Origin of the sequence: Rhizobium sp. S152 (assembly GCF_030380735.1) — a bacterium.
Classification (GTDB): Bacteria; Pseudomonadota; Alphaproteobacteria; order Rhizobiales; family Rhizobiaceae; genus Rhizobium.
Genome location: NZ_JAUDRZ010000029.1, coordinates 44,306 through 66,167, shown reverse-complemented (window position 1 = coordinate 66,167; position 21,862 = coordinate 44,306). Strand labels below are relative to the sequence as shown.

At 56.5% G+C, this 21,862-nt stretch carries 19 protein-coding genes and 2 pseudogenes; 10 read left to right on the top strand and 11 right to left on the bottom strand.

The features are described 5' to 3' along the window. Positions 1-347 precede the first annotated feature (347 nt). On the top strand, positions 348-1,487 hold the full coding sequence (locus tag QTL95_RS24520; protein WP_289722514.1) for a Fic family protein: 1,140 nt from the start codon (positions 348-350) through the stop codon (positions 1,485-1,487). 199 nt (positions 1,488-1,686) lie between these two features. On the opposite strand, the gene QTL95_RS24515 is transcribed toward QTL95_RS24520, so the two are convergent. After that, entirely contained in the window at positions 1,687-2,319 is a 633-nt protein-coding gene (locus QTL95_RS24515; RefSeq protein WP_289722513.1) for a hypothetical protein, read from the bottom strand. 332 nt (positions 2,320-2,651) lie between these two features. Here QTL95_RS24515 and QTL95_RS24510 point away from each other — a divergent pair, with 332 nt between their 5' ends. Further along, positions 2,652-2,819 carry a hypothetical protein gene (locus QTL95_RS24510; RefSeq protein ID WP_289722512.1) on the top strand — a complete coding sequence of 56 codons (168 nt, stop codon included), beginning with the start codon at positions 2,652-2,654 and terminating at the stop codon, positions 2,817-2,819. A gap of 139 nt (positions 2,820-2,958) precedes the next feature. Here the strand turns inward: QTL95_RS24510 and QTL95_RS24505 are convergent, their stop codons facing one another. Then, positions 2,959-3,615 carry a transcriptional regulator gene (locus QTL95_RS24505; protein ID WP_289722511.1) on the bottom strand — a complete coding sequence of 219 codons (657 nt, stop codon included), beginning with the start codon at positions 3,613-3,615 and terminating at the stop codon, positions 2,959-2,961. A 286-nt stretch (positions 3,616-3,901) separates the two neighbouring features. Here QTL95_RS24505 and QTL95_RS24500 point away from each other — a divergent pair, with 286 nt between their 5' ends. Both QTL95_RS24500 and dinB read left to right on the top strand, forming a co-directional pair. Continuing rightward, entirely contained in the window at positions 3,902-4,675 is a 774-nt protein-coding gene (locus QTL95_RS24500) for an SOS response-associated peptidase family protein (RefSeq protein ID WP_289722510.1), read from the top strand. A gap of 308 nt (positions 4,676-4,983) precedes the next feature. Continuing rightward, on the top strand, positions 4,984-6,072 hold the full coding sequence (dinB, locus tag QTL95_RS24495) for a DNA polymerase IV (RefSeq protein WP_289722532.1): 1,089 nt from the start codon (positions 4,984-4,986) through the stop codon (positions 6,070-6,072). Positions 6,073-6,185: 113 nt separating this feature from the next. On the opposite strand, the gene QTL95_RS24490 is transcribed toward dinB, so the two are convergent. The 3 genes from QTL95_RS24490 to QTL95_RS24480 form a co-directional block, all read right to left on the bottom strand. Then, on the bottom strand, positions 6,186-7,172 hold the full coding sequence (locus tag QTL95_RS24490) for a 3'-5' exonuclease (protein ID WP_442981350.1): 987 nt from the start codon (positions 7,170-7,172) through the stop codon (positions 6,186-6,188). A 73-nt stretch (positions 7,173-7,245) separates the two neighbouring features. Further along, positions 7,246-7,443: a hypothetical protein gene (locus tag QTL95_RS24485; protein ID WP_289722509.1), complete on the bottom strand. Its 198-nt coding sequence runs from the start codon at positions 7,441-7,443 to the stop codon at positions 7,246-7,248. Positions 7,444-8,004: 561 nt separating this feature from the next. Then, positions 8,005-9,126, bottom strand: a complete 1,122-nt coding sequence (locus tag QTL95_RS24480) for a flavin-containing monooxygenase (RefSeq protein ID WP_289722508.1) — start codon at positions 9,124-9,126, stop codon at positions 8,005-8,007. 78 nt (positions 9,127-9,204) lie between these two features. On the opposite strand from QTL95_RS24480, the gene QTL95_RS24475 reads away from it, so the two are divergent. Beyond that, complete coding sequence (locus QTL95_RS24475; RefSeq protein ID WP_289722507.1) at positions 9,205-9,495, top strand: acylphosphatase; 291 nt, start codon at positions 9,205-9,207, stop codon at positions 9,493-9,495. Positions 9,496-9,686: 191 nt separating this feature from the next. Here the strand turns inward: QTL95_RS24475 and QTL95_RS24470 are convergent, their stop codons facing one another. Then, the gene (locus tag QTL95_RS24470) at positions 9,687-9,959 is read right to left on the bottom strand and encodes a hypothetical protein (protein WP_289722506.1); all 273 of its coding nucleotides are present in this window, start codon (positions 9,957-9,959) and stop codon (positions 9,687-9,689) included. 40 nt (positions 9,960-9,999) lie between these two features. Next, positions 10,000-10,177: pseudogene (locus QTL95_RS24465) on the bottom strand (molybdopterin-dependent oxidoreductase); the annotation flags it as partial. 163 nt (positions 10,178-10,340) lie between these two features. On the opposite strand from QTL95_RS24465, the gene QTL95_RS24455 reads away from it, so the two are divergent. Further along, positions 10,341-10,514 carry a hypothetical protein gene (locus QTL95_RS24455; protein ID WP_289722534.1) on the top strand — a complete coding sequence of 58 codons (174 nt, stop codon included), beginning with the start codon at positions 10,341-10,343 and terminating at the stop codon, positions 10,512-10,514. A gap of 299 nt (positions 10,515-10,813) precedes the next feature. On the opposite strand, the gene QTL95_RS24450 is transcribed toward QTL95_RS24455, so the two are convergent. The 4 genes and pseudogenes from QTL95_RS24450 to QTL95_RS24435 all read right to left on the bottom strand — a co-directional run bounded on the left by QTL95_RS24450 (position 10,814) and on the right by QTL95_RS24435 (position 15,890). Further along, positions 10,814-11,743: an HD-GYP domain-containing protein gene (locus QTL95_RS24450; protein ID WP_289722505.1), complete on the bottom strand. Its 930-nt coding sequence runs from the start codon at positions 11,741-11,743 to the stop codon at positions 10,814-10,816. A gap of 97 nt (positions 11,744-11,840) precedes the next feature. Next, positions 11,841-13,541, bottom strand: coding sequence for a methyl-accepting chemotaxis protein (locus tag QTL95_RS24445; protein WP_289722504.1), 1,701 nt, complete (start codon positions 13,539-13,541; stop codon positions 11,841-11,843). 512 nt (positions 13,542-14,053) lie between these two features. Continuing rightward, positions 14,054-14,649: pseudogene (locus tag QTL95_RS24440) on the bottom strand (Fic family protein); the annotation flags it as partial. A 179-nt stretch (positions 14,650-14,828) separates the two neighbouring features. Next, positions 14,829-15,890: a LacI family DNA-binding transcriptional regulator gene (locus QTL95_RS24435; protein WP_289722503.1), complete on the bottom strand. Its 1,062-nt coding sequence runs from the start codon at positions 15,888-15,890 to the stop codon at positions 14,829-14,831. Positions 15,891-16,414: 524 nt separating this feature from the next. Between QTL95_RS24435 and QTL95_RS24425 the strand changes: the two genes are divergently transcribed. From QTL95_RS24425 to QTL95_RS24410, 4 genes are read left to right on the top strand one after another with little or no spacing between them, the layout of a single operon-like run. After that, complete coding sequence (locus QTL95_RS24425; RefSeq protein WP_442981351.1) at positions 16,415-17,365, top strand: ABC transporter permease subunit; 951 nt, start codon at positions 16,415-16,417, stop codon at positions 17,363-17,365. After that, a complete protein-coding gene (locus QTL95_RS24420; protein ID WP_289722501.1) occupies positions 17,362-18,207 on the top strand; it encodes a carbohydrate ABC transporter permease in 846 nt (281 codons plus the stop codon). Before QTL95_RS24425 ends, QTL95_RS24420 begins: the two co-directional genes overlap by 4 nt. Before the next feature lie 18 nt (positions 18,208-18,225). Next, positions 18,226-19,680, top strand: a complete 1,455-nt coding sequence (locus QTL95_RS24415; RefSeq protein ID WP_289722500.1) for a sulfatase family protein — start codon at positions 18,226-18,228, stop codon at positions 19,678-19,680. A gap of 18 nt (positions 19,681-19,698) precedes the next feature. Beyond that, on the top strand, positions 19,699-21,771 hold the full coding sequence (locus QTL95_RS24410; RefSeq protein ID WP_289722499.1) for a glutaminase domain-containing protein: 2,073 nt from the start codon (positions 19,699-19,701) through the stop codon (positions 21,769-21,771). Positions 21,772-21,862: the final 91 nt, after the last annotated feature.

The window sequence follows — 21,862 nt, the reverse complement described above, 5'->3', positions numbered from 1 at the left end:
AGATTTTGGACCAGCATCATGCTGGACAAATGCGGATGTTCTGTTTCTGTTCCTGCCGCAGCGAAGAGTCAAGCAACCGAAGGGATGGGAATATTATCCTGATGATTGAAAATTCGGCGAATAGTTATCGGAATCAGGCAGCTAGCTACCTTGAGAATTTTTTCCGCTCTTGCCCGCTCAAATTACAATCCGCTTGGATTCGGGGATAAAGCTGAGATCGTCACACTGTTCTTGTCGAACTCTCCATATGACTTTTTTTGAAGGGTTGCGGAGATAACACGATTTTACTCCGCATGTTTGCGGAGAATAAGCTTGCTATTCTCCGCATCAAGTCTCAATCATGGAGTATGACCTATATTTGGCAGTCTCCAAATTGGCCAAGTTTTGAATGGCAATCAGACGAGCTTGCGACCTCGCTCGCAAACGTGCGCCTTGACCAGGGCCGCCTTATTGGTCGCGTAGAGAGCCTCGGCTTTCGAACTCGTGAAACAACATTCCTGCGGGCGCTGACGGACGACGTCGTAAAATCGTCAGCGATTGAGGGGGAAAGGCTGGATGAGCAACAGGTCAGATCCTCATTGGCTAGACGACTTGGTATTGATATCGATGGCTTCGTGACGCCCAGCCGCTCGATCGATGGAATCGTTCACATAACACTCGACGCAACGATTGACTGCTTCAAACCTTTAACATCGGAACGTCTTTTTCAGTGGCACGCCGCGCTATTTCCCACCGGTCGCAATGAATGGGGACATCGACTTCGCGTAGGCGATTGGCGTGACGATTCCGGAGGCCGCATGGAAATAGTGTCCGGAGCTTTCGGGCATGAGAAGGTGCACTATGTCGCGCCGCCGGCCGATCGCCTGGAGGCAGAGATGAAGGCATTCCTCGATTGGTTCAATGGATCACAGCAGATGGATCCTCTCCTCAAGGCAGCTATCTCGCATTTGTGGTTCGTCGCCATCCATCCGTTCGGCGACGGCAATGGCCGGATAACCCGCGCGATTGCCGACATGGTCCTTGCGCGCGGTGGCGGGGGCGCTCAACGGCTTTATTCCATGTCCGCAGCAATCGAGAAATCGCGTGCCGGGTACTACGAAGCATTGCAATCAGTGACCGCCCAGGAGAACCTCGATATCACAAAATGGATTCAATGGTTTCTCGATCGTCTAAGCAGTGCGCTGAGCGCCGCCCTTCTAACTCTCGACAATGTCATGCTGAAGAATGCGTTCTGGCAGACCCATGTCGCGCGCGACCTCAATCCCCGACAGGCCAAGGTTCTCAATCGGTTGCTGGAGGGGAATTTCGAAGGGAAGCTCACATCGACCAAATGGGCGAAATTGACGAACGCATCCCAGGACACCGCGTCGCGTGACATCGCAGACCTTTTGGCAAAAGGCATCCTGCGCAAAGGGGAAGCTGGCGGCCGCAGCACGGCCTACGAACTGGTTATCGGTGTCGCTTCGGACACTCAATCGCTCTCTTGAGAGCCGAAACTAGGGAAACACCCGACCGTCTGCATTGGGGGCAAGAGCCGCTTGCGGACCCGGCTGACGCCGCGAATGTCATATAACCGCAAACGACCGTAATTGCGGAGATGCAGTTCCTGCCGGAACGGCGAACGGAACGCTTCACCATTGGGACAGCGCTAACGTCTTCCGCAACGGCTAAAGAGTGCCTGGACAATCAATCGCCAGGTGTCGCAATCCGCACAAGATCGGCAAGAATAGCGCGCAGCTGCGGCCACGGCGCTTCCTGCAAACCCGAGCCTGGATCCTCCGTCTCCAAAACGCAATGCAGCTTTGCTGCGATGCCGGCGAACGACTGGGGTGCAGCGCCCCATAGTGCATCGGATAGCTCATCCTCCCGGTCAGCGTTTTCCGCTTCAGTCTCCTTGGCTTTGGAATATCCGATGCGAACATCGACCGCGTTCCAATCGAGGTTTTGTGTTGCTAATTCAGCCCATGCCTTCCGTCGCACGTCCTCGTTTCTGGAGTTCGGCAGAAGGCGATCGATCTCTTCTGCGGTGTACGCCCAGACGAATCCCTCGTCCTCGGAAAACACGATCTTAACTCTCGGAAAACTGCGGAGTTCGCGAAGCATTTCCGTTTCAAGCGTCTGCTGCCGACGGCAGGCTTCGCCGAAGGATTTGTGCGCCACCAGCCATTCCTGCCACAGTGACACAACCGGATCGGCGTCACCAACGCCGTTCCCGCCCCGTGCGATCCGACCAGCTCCCGCTGCCTCAGTGATCGATGCGGCTGCGCCTGTCAGGAAGCTTCGACGCGTTGTTTCGACTGCGTGCTGCGAATTGGTCATTCGCCCGATCCTCCATTTGAGCACATCAGCTTGGATGCACTGAACAACCTCCAATAGAGGCGCCTTTCTGCGCAACGATCAGCCCGATGCGGTCGCTTGGGCGCACATCAGGGAAAAATGCAGTTCTATTCCGATCCATTATACTGGCCAGCGATGCGGCGAACTCAACTGTGCGGCTCACCTGAAACGCCGCGCTACTGTACCGGCGCGAGTGTTAGCTTCTCAAATTGTTAGCGTTTGTTAGTATTTGTATATTGATTGATTTCATGGCGGTCAACGCCGAAGTGCGATAAATGTTCGTAGATTGCAAACTTTGATTTTTGAGGGAAAGAATGGCGAAGACTGCCGCAATAGGCATTCGCGTCGATCCGGAGTTGAGTGAGGCCGTAAAGGCAGCCGCCAAGAGCGAGCGCCGCTCGGTAGCTTCATATATCGAGAACCTGATTGCCGAAGACCTAGAGAAGAAAGGGCTGCTGCAAAAAAACGGCACCGGCGCATAACAATCATCTTTTCGGCAGCTTTTAGCTCGCGAGGGGATCAGAGCCCTTCGACGCACTGACCAAATATTTGAGCTTCAGCCTCACTGTGGCGGTCGCCGGCCCGAGAAGGCGATACGCCTGAAGTGCCAATCGCTTTATGTCAGTTGCATTGCAGCATCGAGCGCAGGATGGCATTCTCCGCACGAAGCTTTTCGGCCAACAGCACGCGCAATCGCCGGTTCTCAGTCTCCAACTCCGCTAGGTCCACCCGTGCGTCACTGGCTGAAGTCAACTCAACCGTTGTCTCTCGCAAATTCTTCGGCGCACGGTTGACGGTCTTGCGTTGGTCGATGTCGTCGCTCGCAAACTTGTTTGTCCTTCCAAGCCGCTTGTTCAACCGGCGGGCACTGTTGGTGCCGATGGAAGCCTTTGCTGCCACGTCCGGCTTTGGCTCATGATGAACAATATCGAGAAGATGCTGCTTAGGGGATGAAGTTACGTCTTCCACGATGGCAGGCCCCTCAACTTGGGTGACTGGCCCCGCTTCAATTGCGGAAGGCATCGCTTGGCCATTTGTCGGGATTTCTGCCTTTTCCACCAGACGGGTCAAATCCCTTTGACTATCTGGCAGCACAGAAGTGTCCTGTGCCGAGGCTTCCTTGAGAGGATTGGGCGAGAGAAACGGAATCCCCTCGGCTTCAACCGCCCGAGCGGCAGACTTAAGGTCCACATTGCCCCAGATCGAGCTGGGCTGCGCGCCGATTTTGCGGCGACCGGATTTGTACTCGATCGTGAATGTGCGTTGTACTTTCTTCAATCCGTAGCCTCTTTGAGATGATTGGATAATCGACCACGTGTTTGGCCGAACTGTGGGACCTGGAGATAGCGAATAGTCCTAGGCCCGTCCAGTTTTACGCCGGCAGCGTCTGGCAGCAAAGCCGGCAGCCGAGCGGAAATCGAACCTTGACCGGCGACAGGAAGCTGAGCCGACTTTAGCAAGGATTGCGCGAGTGAGAGGGCAATTCCGACGTCTCGATCGACTGGCGATCGGCACGACATCCGCTAAGTTAGCCCCCGGTTCTATTGGAAGGCGATGGGCGCTGATGTGCAATCTATATCGAATGGAAGACAAGGACTGGGTCAGCAAATGGGCGCAGGACGTCGAAAGCCTGATCAACATGATGCCGTCCTACCAGATGAACCCGGACCAGATAGGGCCAATCATCCGCAATACAGCCGATGGCCGCAAGCAGCTCGTCCACGCGCGGTGGGGCCTCCCCTCCCCGATCTTCGTCCAGAAGAAGGCGGCGGAAACCCGCGCCGTAAAACTCAAAGCCAAAGGTCAGGCGATCGATATGAACGAGCTCATTCGCATGGAGCCAGACCGCGGCGTCACCAATATTCGCAAGCTTAACCTGCCCCATTGGAGGCGGTGGTTCGGCGTCGAGCATCGATGCCTCGTGCCGGTCACCAGCTTCGCAGAGCCCGACCCCGCTAGCCAGGAGGACGGCGGCAAAGTGCCGAATGCGTGGTTCGCCCGTGACGGGGCAAAGCCGCTGATGTTCTTCGCCGGCATTCATATGCCGCAATGGCAGAGCGTCCGGAGGGTGACGGACGGGCTGACCATCAATGACCTCTACGGCTTCCTCACGGCGGAACCGAACGATCTGGTGAAGCCGATCCACGAAAAGGCGATGCCGGTGCTGCTGCTGACGCCGGAGGAGACCGACGTGTGGATGCGGGCGCCGTGGGACGAGGCGATGCGCCTGGCGCGGCCGCTACCGGACGAGGTGCTGATCGTATCGTCTCGCGAGCCATACGGATCATCGATCGCTGCAAAAGACGGCGAACCGCTTCAGCAGGCAATGCTTTTGTGATCACGGCAGTTCTCAATCGACATTGTGCCATTTGACTCTCGCCAAAGATGTTCTTATTTTGTTCTATACAGAAGAAAAGAATATGGACATGAGCTGGCTCAAACTAGATCCCGCAAGATCGTCGATGTCGCAACCTGAATTTCGTCGGGCAGTCCAGGATCCCTGGGTCGAACTGCGAGACGACACCCGCCCTTATCCGGAATTGGCCCAAGAGTTCGACGAAACCGAGACCAGGTACTGGGAGGACGTCATAGGGCCGGGCGGCAAGCGCGGACCCAATCATGGCTGTCCCGCCTGAGGTTGCACCGATGGATGTTATGGCTGCCGCGACCATCAGAAAGATTATCCACGTCGACATGGACGCCTTCTACGCGTCGGTGGAACAGCGCGATAACCCGGAGCTGCGCGGAAAGCCGGTGGCGGTCGGTGGAGCTGCCGCGCGCGGCGTGGTTGCTGCAGCCAGCTATGAAGCCCGAAAATTCGGTATTCATTCGGCGATGCCTTCGGTCACGGCCGCCCGCAAATGCCCTGATCTGATTTTTGTGACGCCACGCTTCGAGGTCTATCGCGCCGTCTCGCAGCAGATCCGTGAGATCTTTGCCGAATACACGCCGTTGATCGAGCCACTGTCGCTTGACGAGGCCTATCTCGATGTCACCGAGAATCTGAAAGATATGAAGATCGCCACCGAGATCGCGCTGGAGATCCGCGCGAAGATCAAGGCGGTCACAGGGCTGAATGCTTCGGCCGGCATCTCTTACAACAAGTTTCTCGCCAAGATGGCCTCCGACCTCAACAAGCCGAACGGCCAGGCGGTCATCACGCCGAGAAATGGCCCTGCTTTCGTCGACGGGCTGACGGTAAGGAAATTCCATGGTGTCGGGCCAGCCACGGCCGAGAAGATGCACCGGCTGGGGATCCAGACGGGGGCCGACCTCAAGGCCCAGTCACTGCAGTTCCTGACGCAGCATTTTGGAAAGGCTGGCCCCTACTTTTACGGCGTCGCCCGAGGTGTCGATGAACGCCGCGTCAAGCCGGACAGAGTTCGCAAATCCATAAGCGCCGAGGACACGTTCGCCCAGGATATTCATAGCTATGATCCGGCACTCGAAGGAATGCGGCCACTGATCGCCAAGGTTTGGCGATATTGCGAGGTCAACGCTATCCGGCCGAAGACGGTCACCTTGAAGGTGAAATATGCTGACTTCACACAAATCACGCGGGCCAGGACAGGAGAACGATCGTTTTTATCGGCAAGCGCGATTGAGGAGACCATCGACTCACTGATCAAGCCCATCTTCCCGTCGGCAAAGGGCGTGCGTTTGCTCGGTGTGACCCTATCCTCGCTTGAACGAACAGATGGCCTTCAGACCGATCAATTGCTGTTGATGCTCTGATCCGATATCAAACCGCCGACAATCGCTGCTGTCTACTTGAACTTCTTGCTGAGGGATCCGCCAAGCAGGGCCCGGCCTGGGCTGTCGCGGATGTCTGCTGTCGATGCAAACAGCTACGCCTTGAACCTGTCAAAGGCGGTGAGGTACCGAATGGGTGGATCGGCATCGTAGCGGTAAATATCCGTACGAAGATAGCGAAGCTCGCTTTCCACGCTGGCCTCATCCACCTCAATCCACCAGCATTTTGGACGACCTTCGCTGCCGTCAGACCAACGATAACCGCGTGCTTTCAGATGGTCCTTGAGGTCGAAAGGGCTGTTTTCCGCAAAGATTCGCGCACGGGACCGCTGACTCGATTCATAGAGTTCAGCAAAAGGCGTCGCTCGGTCGAGTTCGCTAGCCCGATCCAGCACTTCCAGCAGGGCAAAGCAGTCATCCACAGCGCGGTGGCTCTCATGGAAAAAACCTGCTTGGCCGACGAGGTAGCCCAGCTTCGTTCCCTCAAAGCCGCGAGCCGACCAGTCAATTTCGGCATTGGAGCAGGCCCATGCCTTATCCGAGAACATAGGCGAAAAAGCCTCGCAAAACGGCCTGTCGAAACTGGCATTGTGCGCAATGATCAGATCAGCAGGATCAACCAACGCTCTCAGCGCCTGGATATCGATCAGTTGCCCGGCCACCATCTCGTCTGTAATGCCAGTGAGCTTCGTGATCTCCGCTGGTATTGAGGCGCTAGGCTCCTGCAGGCCTCCATAGATCCCCGCTACGTCACCGACGATGCCACTCTCATCAAAGGTAAAGGCGATCGCTCCGATCTCGATAATCTCGTCCTTGCGACTGCTAAGCCCGGTAGTCTCGGTATCGAGGATGACACCCCGCAGCGGAAATCCAGGCCTGAGATTGAAAGCGATCGGGCGAGGATCCAATTTTCGCAAAATGCGGTAGCGGCCCGTTGCCTGCAGATAGGCCAACATCTGTTGCTCGCTCATGGTGTCGTGACGAAATCGCGCGCCCGAAGGCTCGCGACAAGTCTTGCCCTCAGGTAGTGCCGAGAACATGTCGATTTGTGTGGGTGAGCCCGCGCGGTGGATTTCTACCATTGGCGGAACATCTACCATGGGCGAGCGATGCCGTCACCGTAAAACACCCCTAAGCAGTGAGGATTCGCTCGAGCTATGTTTTCTTCGGCTCCACTAAAGATGAAGCGATATCGCCACGTGTCTTATCCGTTCGGCCAGCGATGGTCGGCGCGCCACGAATGGTGTCATCGGCTTCAACTATCGCCATGTCCAACAAGTAGACAAGCATCGGAGCGTCGATGCGTGAGGCGCGGTCACGCAGTCCAATCAAAAGCTCTTTAATATGATCCATTTTCCGCTCTCTCCCCCAGAGAGCGAGGACTTTAACACGTAACCAGAAAGTGAGATATGCTCAGAATTTAGGGGTTTGGAAAGCGATTGTCCTCATCCTTGAAGTCGCTGGATTTCGAGCGGGATGACGTCGAAGGTCGCCAGTCGCGCGCGCCAATCCTATGTAACCCGTTGCAGACGTCGTTGCATTGGTTCCACAGAAAATTCTCCGGTCATGGCCGCCGACCGCAAATAAGCTAATGGGGGAGATGCCACATAACACACAAGTTCTTAAATGGGCGCTGCCGCAAACCCGGAACAATCATGTTTATGAAGCACTGCGGTCGGACTTCGCGTGTGCGTCGCGCCTCGGCCTTTTGTCTTTGGCCACATTCATGAGGTACGCATCCGTACCCCGTTTTGATTTATCGACGTCCCGCCCTTGAAACGGTGCAGACGCAATCGCAAAGTAAGCCCATTTGTGAATAGCTTGCCACATGTGCCCGGTAGGCTCATACACGTCGAAACCGCCCTCTACTCGACCCTTAGCCAACGTGCCTCTCGCCGATAGCGAAGTGGCACGCTAGCCGAGGCGCCGCAAAATCGAACACGCTATGGCGTCCGCCTCGATGCCGATCTGCCTAAGCAATCCCGCCGCGGCGGGATTGAAACCGCAGAAATACAAGCCATCGCCATGCGGATGGAGATCACCTCTATTTGGCCTCGACGTTTCCGGAAACCTCTTAACAATGTCAGGCAGCAGACCACTCAGCGCTGGAACATAGCCCGTCGCGAGCACGATCGCGTCGCATTCGAACGACTGGCCGTTTTCGAACTGGACGGTCGACCCGGCGACGCTGGATATGCCCGGGAACACCCTGATATCGCCTTTTCTGATCGCGGCGATGGTTCCTATGTCGATCAGTGGCGTACGCCCACGCTCGACCATCGTCCTCAACGGACCCTTGTCTGCTAGTCTTAGTCCGAGAAAAGCGAGATCACTATACCGCAAGCGAAGCAGTGGTGCGTTCAATCCGTCAGCGACGCGCGACGGTAGATATCGTTGCGCGATCGCAATCGTAGCGCTAGGTATTCCAAGCAATTCCCGCGGCACGACATTGACCCCTCCCCTGACTGACATGGCGACGGTGAGTCCTGCAGAGGCGCACTCCAAGGCGATTTCCCCGGCAGAGTTTCCAAAACCCACGACAAGTACCTTGCGCCCGTTCAGCGCTGCCGCATTGTGGTACTCCGAGGAGTGCATAATGACGCCATCGAACGACGTTTCGTCCGCCCAACGAGGCTTGATGGGCGTGTGTGACAATCCAGTCGCGACGATGACCACATTCGTTCGAAGTTTCTCTCCGTCATCGATGCCTACTACCCAGTTGCCCTCCCGTTGGACGAACGTGACCCTCTTGTGTATCCGGATATGAAGTTGCTCGGCGCACGCATACTCCTCCAGATATTCGATAACTTGCAGCCGAGACGGATACCGAGGGAACGATGTGGGCATCGGCCGCCCTGGCAAGGCGGAGTGAGCCTTTGATGTATGAAGATGCAGCCTGTCGTAGTGACCATGCCAAGACGCGCCAATACGATCGGCCGCCTCGAGGATGATGGAGGCGCGCCCTCGAACGCGCAGCGCCGCTGCACAGGCAAGTCCTGCAGGGCCCGCTCCAACGATGACGATCTCGCCTGCCACGACAGCATCCTCACGCGCTTGCCATTTGTACCTCGAGCAGCATCTTATACGAGATCGAGAGTTCAATCAGGAGACCTCATGAGTGTCGATCTGTTTGCCTTTCACGTCAGGATAACAGGAAAAGTCCAGGGAGTGAGCTATCGCGCATGGACCCGCGACGAAGCGGTCCAGCTCGGACTGACAGGCTGGGTAAGGAACGAGGGCGACGGGTCTGTGTCCGCGCTCATCGTTGGAACGTCGAAGTCGACGTCTGCAATGCTGGAGCGGTTATGGGACGGGCCATCCGGTTCGAAAGTCAGGGCGGTTGATCCGCAGGCGATCATCCTGGACCGAGCGCTGGACGGCTTCGTGATCGCAGACACGGTATAGACCGCCGCGATGCGAGTTGATTGATGCGAGCCAAGTTCAGACAGTTGTAGTCCGAGGCAGTTTGCCGATCTTGCACTGACGTTTTTCGTCTCGGCGACACCCCCCTTAAAGTCAATACCGCTCTAAACCAAGAGTGTTTTGATGAAAACGGGGGCAGGTGGCAACTAGACCACCTGTCCCCGATGCAAGCATCACATCTTACCGATGCTCTTCATGGCGTTGTCCATGTGCATCTTGCAATCATCCATCTTCTTCGCCTCCATGGAATCATGGGCCATCATCATTTCCTTGGCAGCCATTTCCTTCTTTTCCTTCATCATCGGGTCTTTCATGCCGTCGATCTGCGCCTGCATCTTCATCATCGATGCATCGTCGCATTTCGCCATCATCATAGTCTCCGCCGCGAGGACCGGCACTGCCGATACCGATGCCAGAACGATGGCAGCCAGAGTACACTTCAACATGGTCTTCTCCTCCATAAGGGCTTGATTGCCCGAGAGCTCGTCAAATTCCCGCGTACCATTCATAGCCACGATCCTCCCAGAAACCGCCCTTGCCTCCCCATAGCGAGGCAAAGCTGACACTGATTTCGATCCGCATCAGGTATTTCGCGTGCTTGTAGCCAGGATGCCGCGACCCTCAGCCGCAGTGGCGCACCGTGCGCGATTCCCAGGTCCTCGCCGACCCCCTCGATTGATAGCCAGGACGGATCGGCTTCGGCACTGTACTGGCCCCGGTAGAGCGACGGATGTGCGTAGAAGATGTGCAGGCCGCTCATCAGCAAGTGCCTGAGACAAAGGGCGTTGATCCAATGCGTGATGCAGGTCACGACGGAGTGGCGTCGGATGAATATCCTTTTGAGCGGAGCAGGCGGTGTTTCGCTGAAGTCGTCGAGTGTCGCCATGATCGTGCTCAATTTTTCGGTGTGCAACGTCAAGGGCAACTACGGCGTTCCGGGTGTGTTTGTTACAGCACTCAGCGAACTATTTCCGAGGCCCACCCTGCTGCCGGTTTCCTAGACACAAGGTCGGGATGGATGGTATTAAAGGCCGAACATGCTTGGGCGGCGAAGCTGATCATCAAGCGATGGGTGGCCGTTGCACAGACTGCCTGTGATCGAAATGTCCGCGACGAGATTTGTACAGGTCGGTTCGGGAGCAGAGAGACGACTGAGGCATTGTCTCGGCAAGATAGCCACGTTCGTCTATGTGGGCTTCACCGTCGATCTCGACCAAGCTGGACGCATTCGAATGCCTTAGGATGGCTAAGGCAACTCCCTTTCGCGCCGTCTCTGACACAACAGCCTCTCCGGCGCGTCTCAGTCAGCCAAGACTGTCTCGGAAGGCAGGTCCAAACTACAAGCGAATGCCCACAGTAGCTTACGGTCGAACACTCCATCCGCGCTCAGCATCCATCTTATAGCCTGGGCGGTCGTCCACGGTTTTTTGTATGGCCTGACAGATGTTACCGCATCGAAGACGTCGCATATCGTGCTCATCCTTACGAATTTGCTGATAGCTTCGCCGGAAAGTCTATCGGGGTATCCGTACCCATCGAGACGTTCATGATGATGGCGACATATGTCCAGTACCACGGGCGGAACGCCTTCCGCATCTCTAAGTATCTCGTGGCCTTTAATCGGATGGTCCTGGATGACTCGGCGTTCGTCAGCTCCAAGTGTGCCGGCCTTGTTCAGAATTTCGGAAGCGATAGAGAGCTTTCCAATGTCGTGCAAGAGACCCGCAATTCCAAGGTTTTTTGTGGTGGCCTCATCGAGTTCCAGGGCATCGGCAAAATGCATCATTAGTGCACTCACCGCAACGGAATGCACAAACGTGACGTCATCTTTGCTCTTGAGCCGTGTCATGCCGATCAAGAGAGCTGGGTGGCGCTGAACCGTTGTTTTGAGCGTCGCGACCACCGGTTCGAACGCCCCCAACGAAACTGACTTGGCTTTGATGGCGCCTTCAAATGCGATGTGAAGATTCCTGACGGCATCTTTGATCGCGTGCTCGACGGCAGCCAGATCGGCCGTTGGCACAGCCGCTTGAACGGCGTTGGCCACATCAATACCGAGCGCGGTGTTGATGAAGACGCCCTCAAAATTTCCTGCTTTTAGCCGAGCTACCTCATGATCTGACTTGAGCAAGAGTCGACGAGCGGCCGGACCACCGTTAACCCATTCCCCCTTTATGGACTCAACGTACATTCCTGTTCTCAGCTGGCTCTTCAGGATCAGTTTGATCAACCTAGTACACTCGTGCTGTGGGCTTGGAGAAGAAATGAAATTTGGCAATGAACCTTGCCGAACCCTGTTTCGGATCCGGCATCGCTCAGCCGACGCGTTAGGCCCGGCGCGCGAACGGTATAGGCGCTGGTGCATTCGCATTCGAAGACGCATCGCTGCCCACCTTGAACTGATTAATCAGAGCAAACAACGCTTCTGCTTCCCGCGCCAAAGCCACGCTCGCTGCAGTGGATTGTTCGACCATTGCTGCATTTTGCTGCGTTCCCTGGTCCATTCCATTTACGGCTTGGTTAATTTCCTTAAGGCTCATCGATTGTTCGCGAGAGCTTTCCGCTATCGCGGATACATTTGCGTCGATCGCCTGCACCTGCGAGACCATCTGCTCGAGCGACTGTCCGGTCTGGTCGACAAGTGCTACGCCGGCACGGACGTGTTGCGCCGAGGTGTTGATAAGCATCTTGATCTCCCTTGCAGCACTTGCCGAACGCTGGGCGAGCTCACGAACTTCTTGCGCCACAACCGCAAATCCCTTTCCGGCCTCACCGGCTCGCGCTGCTTCGACGCCGGCATTCAACGCCAAGAGATTAGTCTGGAACGCGATGTCATCGATTACACCAATTATGCTCGATATCTCTTGGGACGACCGCTCAATCTCCGTCATCGCGCCGACCGCCTTGCGAACGACTGTTCCCGAATGCTCTGCATTTTCACGCGCCTTTGCGACCAATTCACCTGCATCGCCAGCGCGATGACTTGATTCCAAGACTGTCTTCGTAATCTGCTCAACGGCGCCTGCCGTTTCCTCGACCGAGGCTGCTTGTTGTTCCGTCCTTCTTGAGAAGTCGTTGGCTGCCGCGCCAATCTCTCTCGATCCAGCGGCGATCGCTCGCGCATTTGCCGTCACCGACAACATCGCCGCCCGAAGCTTGCCCGCTGCTCCATTGTAGTCCTCACGTAGGCTTTCAAGTGAATCTATGAAATGGTGATCGATTGTTCGGGTGAGGTCACCTTCAGCGAGTTCTTTGAGAGCGCGGCCGAGGCGGCCGACATTTTCCACTCTAGAAGTGACATCGGTTGCAAACTTGACAATCTTGAAAACTCGCCCGCTCATGTCGAATATCGGGTTATAGGACGCCTGAATGAAAACGCGGTTCCCTGCCTTGGCAACGCGCTCGAATTCGTTAGCGACGAACATGCCAGCGCGCAGTTCCTGCCAGAAGCGATCATAATCCTTGCTCTTCGCGTATTCTGGATCGCAAAACATTGAGTGATGCCTTCCGGCGATCTCGGACAAATGGTATCCGACCACAGCGAGAAAATTCTCGTTCGCCGTCTGGATTATTCCGTCCGGAGTGAATTCGATGATCGCTTGCGCCCGAGAAAGCGCGTCGAGCTTGCCGCTCGCAGTCGCCTCGCTGATTTTGGTTATGGTAATGTCGGTCGCAAATTTCACGACCTTGTATGGCTTTCCATTTTTAAGGACGGGGTTGTATGACGCTTCTATCCAAACTTCCCGACCCCCTTTTGCAATCCGCCTATACTGCCTTTGATCATGTTCGCCTTTTGCAAGCCGCTGCCAAAACATAAGATACTCTTGCGACGATGCTTCGGCTGGCTCGACGAAAATGCGATGATGCTGTCCAATGATTTCGGCGAGTTCATACCCGACCGTCTTGCAGAAATTTTCATTGGCGGTGAGGATTTTACCTGACAGATCGAATTCAATGATTGCCTGCGAGCGAGCGACGGCCTCAAGAACACGATTGGCTTCAGAAGGAATGCGAATGAATGCGCTCATTTCTAATCTCCCGAGACATAAGGTAAAAAATGCTTCCTTGAATACACAATCGGAAAGAATGGCTTAATTTTATGTAAAACTTACTATACATCATCATTACCAAGTTTTTTGTGATATCACTTTCTCTATCTATACATGTTTATCACCACCATATTCAGAATAGGCGACATCTTATATTTCTCTCCAAGGTTGCGATCCTATTGCCAATCGCCATGTTCATTCAATTGCTTGGGCGTTGCGCCGGATTTGCCTAATCGATCGGCCGCTACGTGGCTGTGCGCCACCGTGACAAACAAGATGCGTTTGTAGCCTGGATGGGATTGCCCGACTTTCACAGGGCGCTCCACAGGACGACATGCACGGTATCGGATATCAAGCCCATTCCTTCCTCTCAATCTTTTCAATAGCTTCGGAATTTTTGTAGATTTGCAAGCCCAGCCCTTGAAAGGTTTCGAACAATCAATCGCTCACCTAAATAGTGATCTTGGTGGCTTTGATTAAACTTGCAGTACCTACTTCTGGAACAAAAGCGAATATCGGGTACGCCGAGGTTCGTCCCTACGCGTAAGCGCACCAATCTCCACGAGTTGCTGAAGGTCGCGTGTCGCTGTGGCGCGGGAAGTGTCTGTGATCGAGATATAGTTTTCTGCACTTAGCCCCACCTTGAAGCCTGTAGTGCCCTCCTTGAAGATGCGAGCAACTACCTTTTCCTGCCGCTCGTTCGGCCTCGAAAGCGTTCGTAGAACTTAGCTTCTGAATGAAGAAATCTATGCGCTGAAGCGTACGCGCTGAGCGTTCAGGATAGTTTCCGCGAAGAAAATGACCCAATCAGTGCTCAAGCTGGGAATAGTAGGCCTTGCGTTCTTTTTCAATTGTAAAGGCGAGTGATATGAGGCATGGCTGCCCTATGTTTTGCGCCAGGGATTTCTCAGCGAGCGCGCGCCAATTCGACCGTTGCCGTCCTCAAAAGGATGTACGCTTTCAAAGTAAAGATGGCCCACTGCCGAACGCGTCAAAGCTTGAAGTGGAAATTGCCCCCCAGCCCGGATTGATTGAACCACGCGACGAAAATCTCCATCTCAGCTATAACCCGGCGAGATGGGGGAGCAAGAGATATTAGACTGTTCGCGTCAGTCACCTGGGTCGTCACAGTTGCGAGGCCTATTTCGCCCGGAAGCTCGAGCCTTTCTTGACAAATGTGCTTAGATCGGCAGCTCAGATCCGTGAGGCAGCGACCCAATCCAGGCCTTAAGCTTTGCATGGGCGCCGATGAGTTGAGGCAGGGATTTACGATGTGGCAATTCCATTGGGAGGGCCGACCGAAGCCCGTTCCAGGAGAGGGCAATCGATCTGTAGCCGCCCGGTAATGATCTCGCTTTGCCTGTCGCTGTCACGCTTGGCAAAGAGATGGGTGATTGCTCTCCGACCCATGTCGTCATGCGGCACAAGTATGGTGGTAAGCGGCGGCTCGAGGTGGCGGGACGAAGTTATGTCATCGAAGCCAATCACCGAAATATCGCCAGGAATGGTAAGTCCGGCTTCCTTGATCGCTTCATAACACCCGATAGCCATTTCGTCGCTAGCACAGAAGATAGCCGTTGGTGGTTCTGGCAGGGCGAGCAGTTTTATGGTGCATTCGCGCCCGCCCGAAAGTGTCCAGTTGCCAGAACGGACAAGCCTAGCGTCAAACCCGATACCAGCCGTCTTAAGACCGCGTCGATAGCCGCGCAGCCGATCCTTGCTTGCCTCCATCCAGCTTTCGCCATTGATGAAGGCAATGCGTTTATGTCCGGCTGTCGTCAGATGTCTTACCGCCGTTTCTGCTCCCAGCGTATGTGCAGGTAGGATGGCGGGGGCAATGTCGCCTTTCGTGTGGCAATTGATGAGCACGACTGGCACCGAACTCAGTTTTTGCGGCAGGCTATATTCGCGGGTGAAAAAGGCAGCGAATACGACGCCGACGACGCGATGGGCAAAGAGAAGTTCGAGTGCGGCCGTGCGAAGGCGTTCATCGTTCTGCGTCGGAAGAACGACAAGGACGGCACCGTTCTCCCAGGCGATTTGGCGAGCCGCGTCGATCGCCTTGTTGACAATAGGATTGGAGGTGCTGTCGTCGATGATGAAGCCGATGGCCTGCAGGCCGCCGCTGCCCACCGATGCGCGCATCCAGACCCGATATCCCAATTGCTTGGCTGCTGCGCGCACGAGCATGCGCGTCTTTTCCGTGACTCTCGTGCCACCGGTCCCATTGAGCACCATGGACACGGTGGCCTGGCTGACGCCGGCAAGCTTGGCGACATCACTCATGGTCGGTCGCGCGCTGGCTTTCTCAGTTTTTCGTCTGTTCATTTGGCCTCCACATCCACGAGATACCGCAGCTTGTCACGAAAGAAAACCGAGCGATCAGTCAACTTCGTCAAGTTATACATAACTTACCAAGGCTTGACACAGTTATAAATAACTGGCAGCCTCTGTATGCGCTGGAGGAGCGCGTCGGCCCCGAAATGGAGTAAGGTCAGCACACACCGTCATCCGGGAGATGGCGAGGGAGAGGAAAATGAGCACTTCGGAACGTTATGCTGCGCCGGTTTCCGGCGTTGGCCGCCGCACGTTTTTGCAGAGCCTGGCTATGGTCGGGGCAGCCGGCCTTTTGCCGCAGAGCGGGTTTGCGCAGGCTGCGGCAACTCCCATCAAGTGGTGGGACATGTTCCAACCGCTTATCCCTTTACACGAAAAGGTCTGGGCCGATTTTGCCGCTACCAATCCTGCCAAGGTCGAATACACGCCGGGCAATCCGTCGGACATGATGCAGTCGTTGCAGCTCGCCTTTCGCAGCAACCAATTGCCCGACGTCTTCAACGTGCCCAACGGTGATGCTGCGACCGTCAATTCGCTGCAGGCGGCCGGCTGGTTCCAGCCCCTTGCCGACAGTTTCACCTTCGACAAGCCGTTCCAGCGGGAGGCCTTGGTCGAAGGCTTCACCAACTTCGGCGGCAAACTCTATACCTTCCCCATTTTTTCCGTTCGACAAACCTCGACCACGCTCTGGTTCTTCAAGGAAGGCGTGCAGGCGGCAGGGGTGGATCCGGACGTTGGCCCTGCCACTTGGGATGAAGCGCGCAAGGCTGCGTTGGCTGACACGACAGGCGGCAAGTACGGCCTTATCTTGCCGGGTGGGATTGGCACTCATACTCGCCGTGGTCCTCAACGCTCATTTTCCGCTGGTGCGGGTCTTCCGTACCGCGATCTTTCTGCCTGTCGTGACGACTGCGGCCATCGTTGGCGTGGTCATGCGCTATGTACTCGACCCCACGAGGGGGCCGCTCAATATCGTGCTCCTCAATTCCCATATCCTCTCGCAACCGCTCAACTTCCTCGGCAATGCCGGCTTTGCGCTCTATAGCGCTGTCGGCATCTGGGTTTGGAAGTGGCTGGGCATCACGCTGATATACTGGTTAGCGGCCCTGCAGACCATTCCGCCCGATCTTTACGAGGCCGCCGAACTTGACGGTGCTTCAGCCTGGGACCGGTTTCGAGCCATTACTTTGCCGTTGCTGACCCCGTTCACCATCATCATCACCCTGATCACGGTGATCGAGGCTACCAATGTGTTCGATCTGCTGTTGACGCTGACCGGCGGCGGCCCGTTCTACGCCACCGAAGTCATCGACATCTTCGTCTATCGGCAGGCCTTTACCTCCAACATGCCACGGCTCGGTTATTCCTCGGCGGCAGCCATCTTCTTCGGACTGAGCTTTATCCTTTTTGCCGGCCTACAACTGATCTTGCTGCGCAAGGTCCGCAAGAGGAGGCACGACGCATGAAACGCCTCGTCAATCGACGGCCAAGGGGCTGGACAATTCTGCGCTATGCTGCGCTCACCGCGCTCTGCCTCGTCTGGATCTATCCCTTTCTCTGGCTGGTTTCGGCCTCGCTGAAGACGCCGATTGAGATATTCTCCAAGGGGCTCAACCTGCTGCCCAACACGCCGGTCTGGAGTAACTATATCCGCGCGTGGGGGCAGGCGGGCTTCTCAACCTACATGCTCAACACCATCATCGTGACTGTCGGCACTGTCGCCTTAGTTGTTTTGCACACAGCGCTCTCCGGCTATGTACTCGGCCGTTATCAATTCGTCGGCCGCAAATTCGTCATCGGCGTTCTGGGAGCAACACTGGTCGTGCCCGCAGGTCTCACCATCGTCCCCATTGTCGATCTCACCAATGCGCTCGGCCTGCTTAACGGTCACGGGGGCATCATTTTGGCGCTGGGTGGCAGCGGGCAGTCGGCGGCGATCTTGCTTTATGCAGGCTATTTCCGCGGCCTGCCGCGCGAACTCGAAGAGGCCGCCACGATGGATGGGGCAGGGTTTCTGCGCATCTTCTTCAGCGTCATGATGCCACTGGCTGGCCCTGTCACCGCGACCGTCACAGTGCTGACCTTCCTTGCCGCCTGGAACGCTTTCCTGGTTCCGCTGGTCTTCACTTTTGGCACGCCCGAATTGCGAACTCTGCCGGTGGGCATGCTGGCCTTCGTCGGCACCAATGAAACCGACTGGTCAGGCATGGCGGCGGCAGCCACCATTTCGCTACTGCCAGTCATCGTGTTCTTCTTTTTCGCTCAACGTTACTTCGTCGAAGGCATCGCCGGCGCCGTCAAGGCCTGACGCTCCCAGGGAACTATCATGACCAAACCCAATATTTTGTGGATCTGCACCGACCAGCAACGCTGGGATACCCTTGGCATCACCGGGAATCAGCATGTACGCACGCCGGTGCTCGACAAACTCTTTGCCGAGGGTGCTTGGTTTTCAGAGGCCTATTGTCAATCGCCGGTATGTACGCCTAGCCGTGCAAGCTTCCTCACCGGTCGCTATCCGCGCACGACGCGGACCCGCCAGAACGGACAGGACATGCCCGCCGACGAGGTACTGGTAACCCGGTTGCTGGCCGACGACGGCTATACCTGCGGGCTTTCGGGCAAGCTTCACATCTCCGCCGCTCATCCCAGCGTGGCGCCGGTCGTCGAGCCGCGCATCAGCGATGGTTATGCCGCCTTCCACTGGTCGCATCATCCGGGCCACTACGGCAGCGCCCACAACTGGCCGCTCAACGAATACAATCTTTGGCTGCTCGAACGCGGTACGGATTACAAGGCCAATCCCTATCGTGGCTCCAAATATGTGAGTGCCGGGCCGGAAACGCAGGACCACCAGACGACCTGGTGCGCCGATAAGGCGATCAATTTCTTCAGGGCGCATGAGGCATCCGATCGACCGTGGCTATTCTCCGTCAACTTCTTCGATCCGCACCATCCTTTCGATCCGCCTGCCGAATATCTCGACCGTTATCTCGATCGGCTCGACGGGATCGAACTGCCCAACTACCGGCCGGGAGAGCTCGACGACAAGCCGGACTTCCAGCGCATCGACCACGAGGGTGCCTATGGCGGCAATGCGGGCATGCCCTACGACGAGATGTCCGACAACGATCATCGCCTCGTGCGTGCTGCCTATTTCGCCATGTGCGACCTCATCGACGTCCAGGTAGGACGTATGCTCGATGCACTGCGCGAGACCGCACAGCTGGACAATACTATCGTCATCTTCATGTCCGATCACGGCGAGCTGTTGGGTGATCACGGCATCTATCTCAAGGGCCCGTTCTTTTACGAGCCGAGCGTGCATGTGCCGCTGGCGGTCTCCTGGCCCGGTCATATCCCCGCGCGCCGAATCGATGGCCTCGTCGAGCTGATGGACTTGGCCCCGACCCTTCTTCAGGCGGCTGGGCTAGATATCTGGCCGGGCATGCAGGGCAAATCGCTCTGGCCATTGCTCACGGGGAGCGAAATGCAAACCGGCAACGACGACGTCTACTGCGAATATTACAACGCCATGCCTTGGCACCGGGAGCCGCATCTGCCGTTCGCGACAATGCTGCGCACCGATACCATGAAGCTTGTCGTCAATCATGGTGGCCGACGTGGCGAACTGTATGACCTGCAAACAGATCCCGATGAAAGCGTAAACCTCTGGGACGATCTCGACCGCCTTCCGGAGAAATGCCGTCTGTTGCAGCGCCTTTGCGATCGCATGGCCTTTACTGTCGATCCGCTCCCCATTCGCCGTGCCTCCTGGTAAATCGAACAAGAGACAGCAATGACCGATCCCCGTTCCGCCCGCATTCCCGCCACGCCGCTTGTCGTCCACGATCCCTTCATGAGCGTGTGGTCGCACACCGACGAGCTCACGCAATCCTGGCCAATTCACTGGACCGGCAAGAACCAGTCTATGGCGGGCATGGCCTTCATCGACGGTAAGAGCTATCGCTTCATGGGCCTCGTTACGCGCACCGGCATCGAAGTGCCGGCAATGCGCCAGACCGGGCGTGAGGTGACGCCGCTGCGGACACTTTATCGGTTCCAGGCCGACGGCGTGGAGCTGACACTCACGTTCACGACTCCGACCTTCCCGAAAGACCTGGAACTCATGGCCCGGCCTGTGAGCTATATCGATATCGAGGTTGCATCCCTTGATGGCAAGTCGCACACGGTTTCCGCCTATATCGACTGGAGCACCAACTGGGCGACCGGCAATCCCGAGACCGATGTCATCTGGGGTCGCCACCGCGCTGGCCAAGTGGAAGCACTGTTTGTCGGTGCGCGCGAACAGATGCCGCTCCATCAGTCCGGCGATGAGGTGCAGATCGATTGGGGTTATCTCTATACGTCTGCCGAGCCAGGCACGCCGGCCGTCAGTGCGTTCGGCGACGCGCGCACACTGCGCGATAGCTTTGCAGCCACTGGCAGTATCCCGGCTCGTGACGACGTGCGCGATGTTAAGCCGCTTGCCATGCCCGAACACGGACACCGAGGCCTCGCTATAAAGGAGGATGGCATTCATCAGGAGCGGCCGGCCTATAATGTCGCTGCGTGGAGCCGATCTTTTGGTGCCGTCGACGTCGATCTTCAGGCCTTTCGACTTTTGGTGGCCTTCGATCAGGTCTATGGTCTTGAGTATTTTCACCGGCGCTTGCGTCCGTTCTGGCGCCGCAACGGCCAATCGGCCATCGGGCTTGTCGAGCTCGCTTGGAATGAGCGGCAAGCACTTTGTGCCCGTGCGATCGCTTATGATGACGATCTGATCGCCCAGCTGATCCGCTCAGGCGGCGATACCTATGCCCGTATCGGCATCCTGGCCTTCCGCCAATGCCTGGGCGGCCACGTACTCGTCGCCGATCTCGATGGCAAGCTGCTCTACTTCTCCAAGGAAAACTCGTCCAACGGCTGCCTGGGCACCGTCGACCTCACCTATCCCTCCGCTCCCTTCTTTCTCCATTACAATCCAGCACTGCTCGAAGCCCAGATGCGCCCGATCTGCGCCTATGCTTCTGGTGGCCGCTGGCCATTCCCCTATGCGCCGCACGATGTCGGTCAGTTTCCTCTCGCCAACGGTCAGGTTTATGGCGGGGGTGAACTCACCGGACACAATCAGATGCCTTATGAGGAATGCGGCAACATGTTGATCCTCGCAGCGGCACTTCTGGGGCGCACTGGCGAGACACGGTTCATCGAGGAATTTTGGCCGCTCTGGGAAAAGTGGGCGACCTATCTCATCGAGAGCGGCGTCGATCCGGAAAACCAGCTTTGCACCGACGATTTTGCCGGACACTTGTCACACAATGCCAACCTCTCACTGAAAGCCATCGTCGGAATTGGCGCTTACAGTCTGCTGTGCGATCGGCTCGGCAAGATCGAAGAGGCCGGAAAATGTCGCGCTCTCGCCCGAGACTGGGCCGACGAATGGGTGAAGCTTGCCGACGATGGTGACGCCTTCCGCCTTGCCTTCGACGCGGCCGGCTCATGGAGTCAGAAATACAACCTCATTTGGGATCGCATCCTTGGCCTCAATCTCTTCCCCGCGGAGATCGCAGCTAAGGAAATGTCCAGCTATAAGCGCAATCAGGATCACTACGGTTTGCCGCTGGACAGCCGCGAACATTATACCAAGCTCGACTGGCTGGTCTGGACCGCCTGCCTTACCGACAACCGGGCAGATTTCGATGCCATCTTGGCACCTGTAGCCAATTGGCTGGACGACGCACCCGAGCGAGTGCCGCTTTCGGACTGGTTTCACACGCAAACTGGCCTTCAGATCGGTGTTGGTGGTTTCCGTTCGCGTCCGGTCGTCGGCGGCATCTACATCAAGCTGATGCTTGATCGCTCGATGTGAGCTTTCAGTAGGTTGTCCATTCGGAGTGGTTTCAGGAGACTGGAGTTACCACACCTCAGTATTCTGGGTCGTCCCGAATGAACATCCGGTG

Bases quoted from the DNA above. Each gene is read 5' to 3' on its own strand.
- QTL95_RS24420 (WP_289722501.1), top strand. From the start codon at position 17,362: ATGAAACGCCTCGTCAATCGACGGCCAAGGGGCTGGACAATTCTGCGC.
- QTL95_RS24475 (WP_289722507.1), top strand. From the start codon at position 9,205: ATGAGTGTCGATCTGTTTGCCTTTCACGTCAGGATAACAGGAAAAGTC.
- QTL95_RS24445 (WP_289722504.1), bottom strand. From the start codon at position 13,541: ATGAGCGCATTCATTCGCATTCCTTCTGAAGCCAATCGTGTTCTTGAG.
- QTL95_RS24510 (WP_289722512.1), top strand. From the start codon at position 2,652: ATGGCGAAGACTGCCGCAATAGGCATTCGCGTCGATCCGGAGTTGAGT.
- QTL95_RS24520 (WP_289722514.1), top strand. From the start codon at position 348: ATGACCTATATTTGGCAGTCTCCAAATTGGCCAAGTTTTGAATGGCAA.
- QTL95_RS24500 (WP_289722510.1), top strand. From the start codon at position 3,902: ATGTGCAATCTATATCGAATGGAAGACAAGGACTGGGTCAGCAAATGG.
- dinB (WP_289722532.1), top strand. From the start codon at position 4,984: ATGGATGTTATGGCTGCCGCGACCATCAGAAAGATTATCCACGTCGAC.
- QTL95_RS24410 (WP_289722499.1), top strand. From the start codon at position 19,699: ATGACCGATCCCCGTTCCGCCCGCATTCCCGCCACGCCGCTTGTCGTC.
- QTL95_RS24485 (WP_289722509.1), bottom strand. From the start codon at position 7,443: ATGGATCATATTAAAGAGCTTTTGATTGGACTGCGTGACCGCGCCTCA.
- QTL95_RS24470 (WP_289722506.1), bottom strand. From the start codon at position 9,959: ATGTTGAAGTGTACTCTGGCTGCCATCGTTCTGGCATCGGTATCGGCA.
- QTL95_RS24425 (WP_442981351.1), top strand. From the start codon at position 16,415: ATGCTGCGACCGTCAATTCGCTGCAGGCGGCCGGCTGGTTCCAGCCCC.
- QTL95_RS24415 (WP_289722500.1), top strand. From the start codon at position 18,226: ATGACCAAACCCAATATTTTGTGGATCTGCACCGACCAGCAACGCTGG.
- QTL95_RS24435 (WP_289722503.1), bottom strand. From the start codon at position 15,890: ATGAACAGACGAAAAACTGAGAAAGCCAGCGCGCGACCGACCATGAGT.
- QTL95_RS24490 (WP_442981350.1), bottom strand. From the start codon at position 7,172: ATGGTAGAAATCCACCGCGCGGGCTCACCCACACAAATCGACATGTTC.
- QTL95_RS24455 (WP_289722534.1), top strand. From the start codon at position 10,341: ATGAATATCCTTTTGAGCGGAGCAGGCGGTGTTTCGCTGAAGTCGTCG.
- QTL95_RS24515 (WP_289722513.1), bottom strand. From the start codon at position 2,319: ATGACCAATTCGCAGCACGCAGTCGAAACAACGCGTCGAAGCTTCCTG.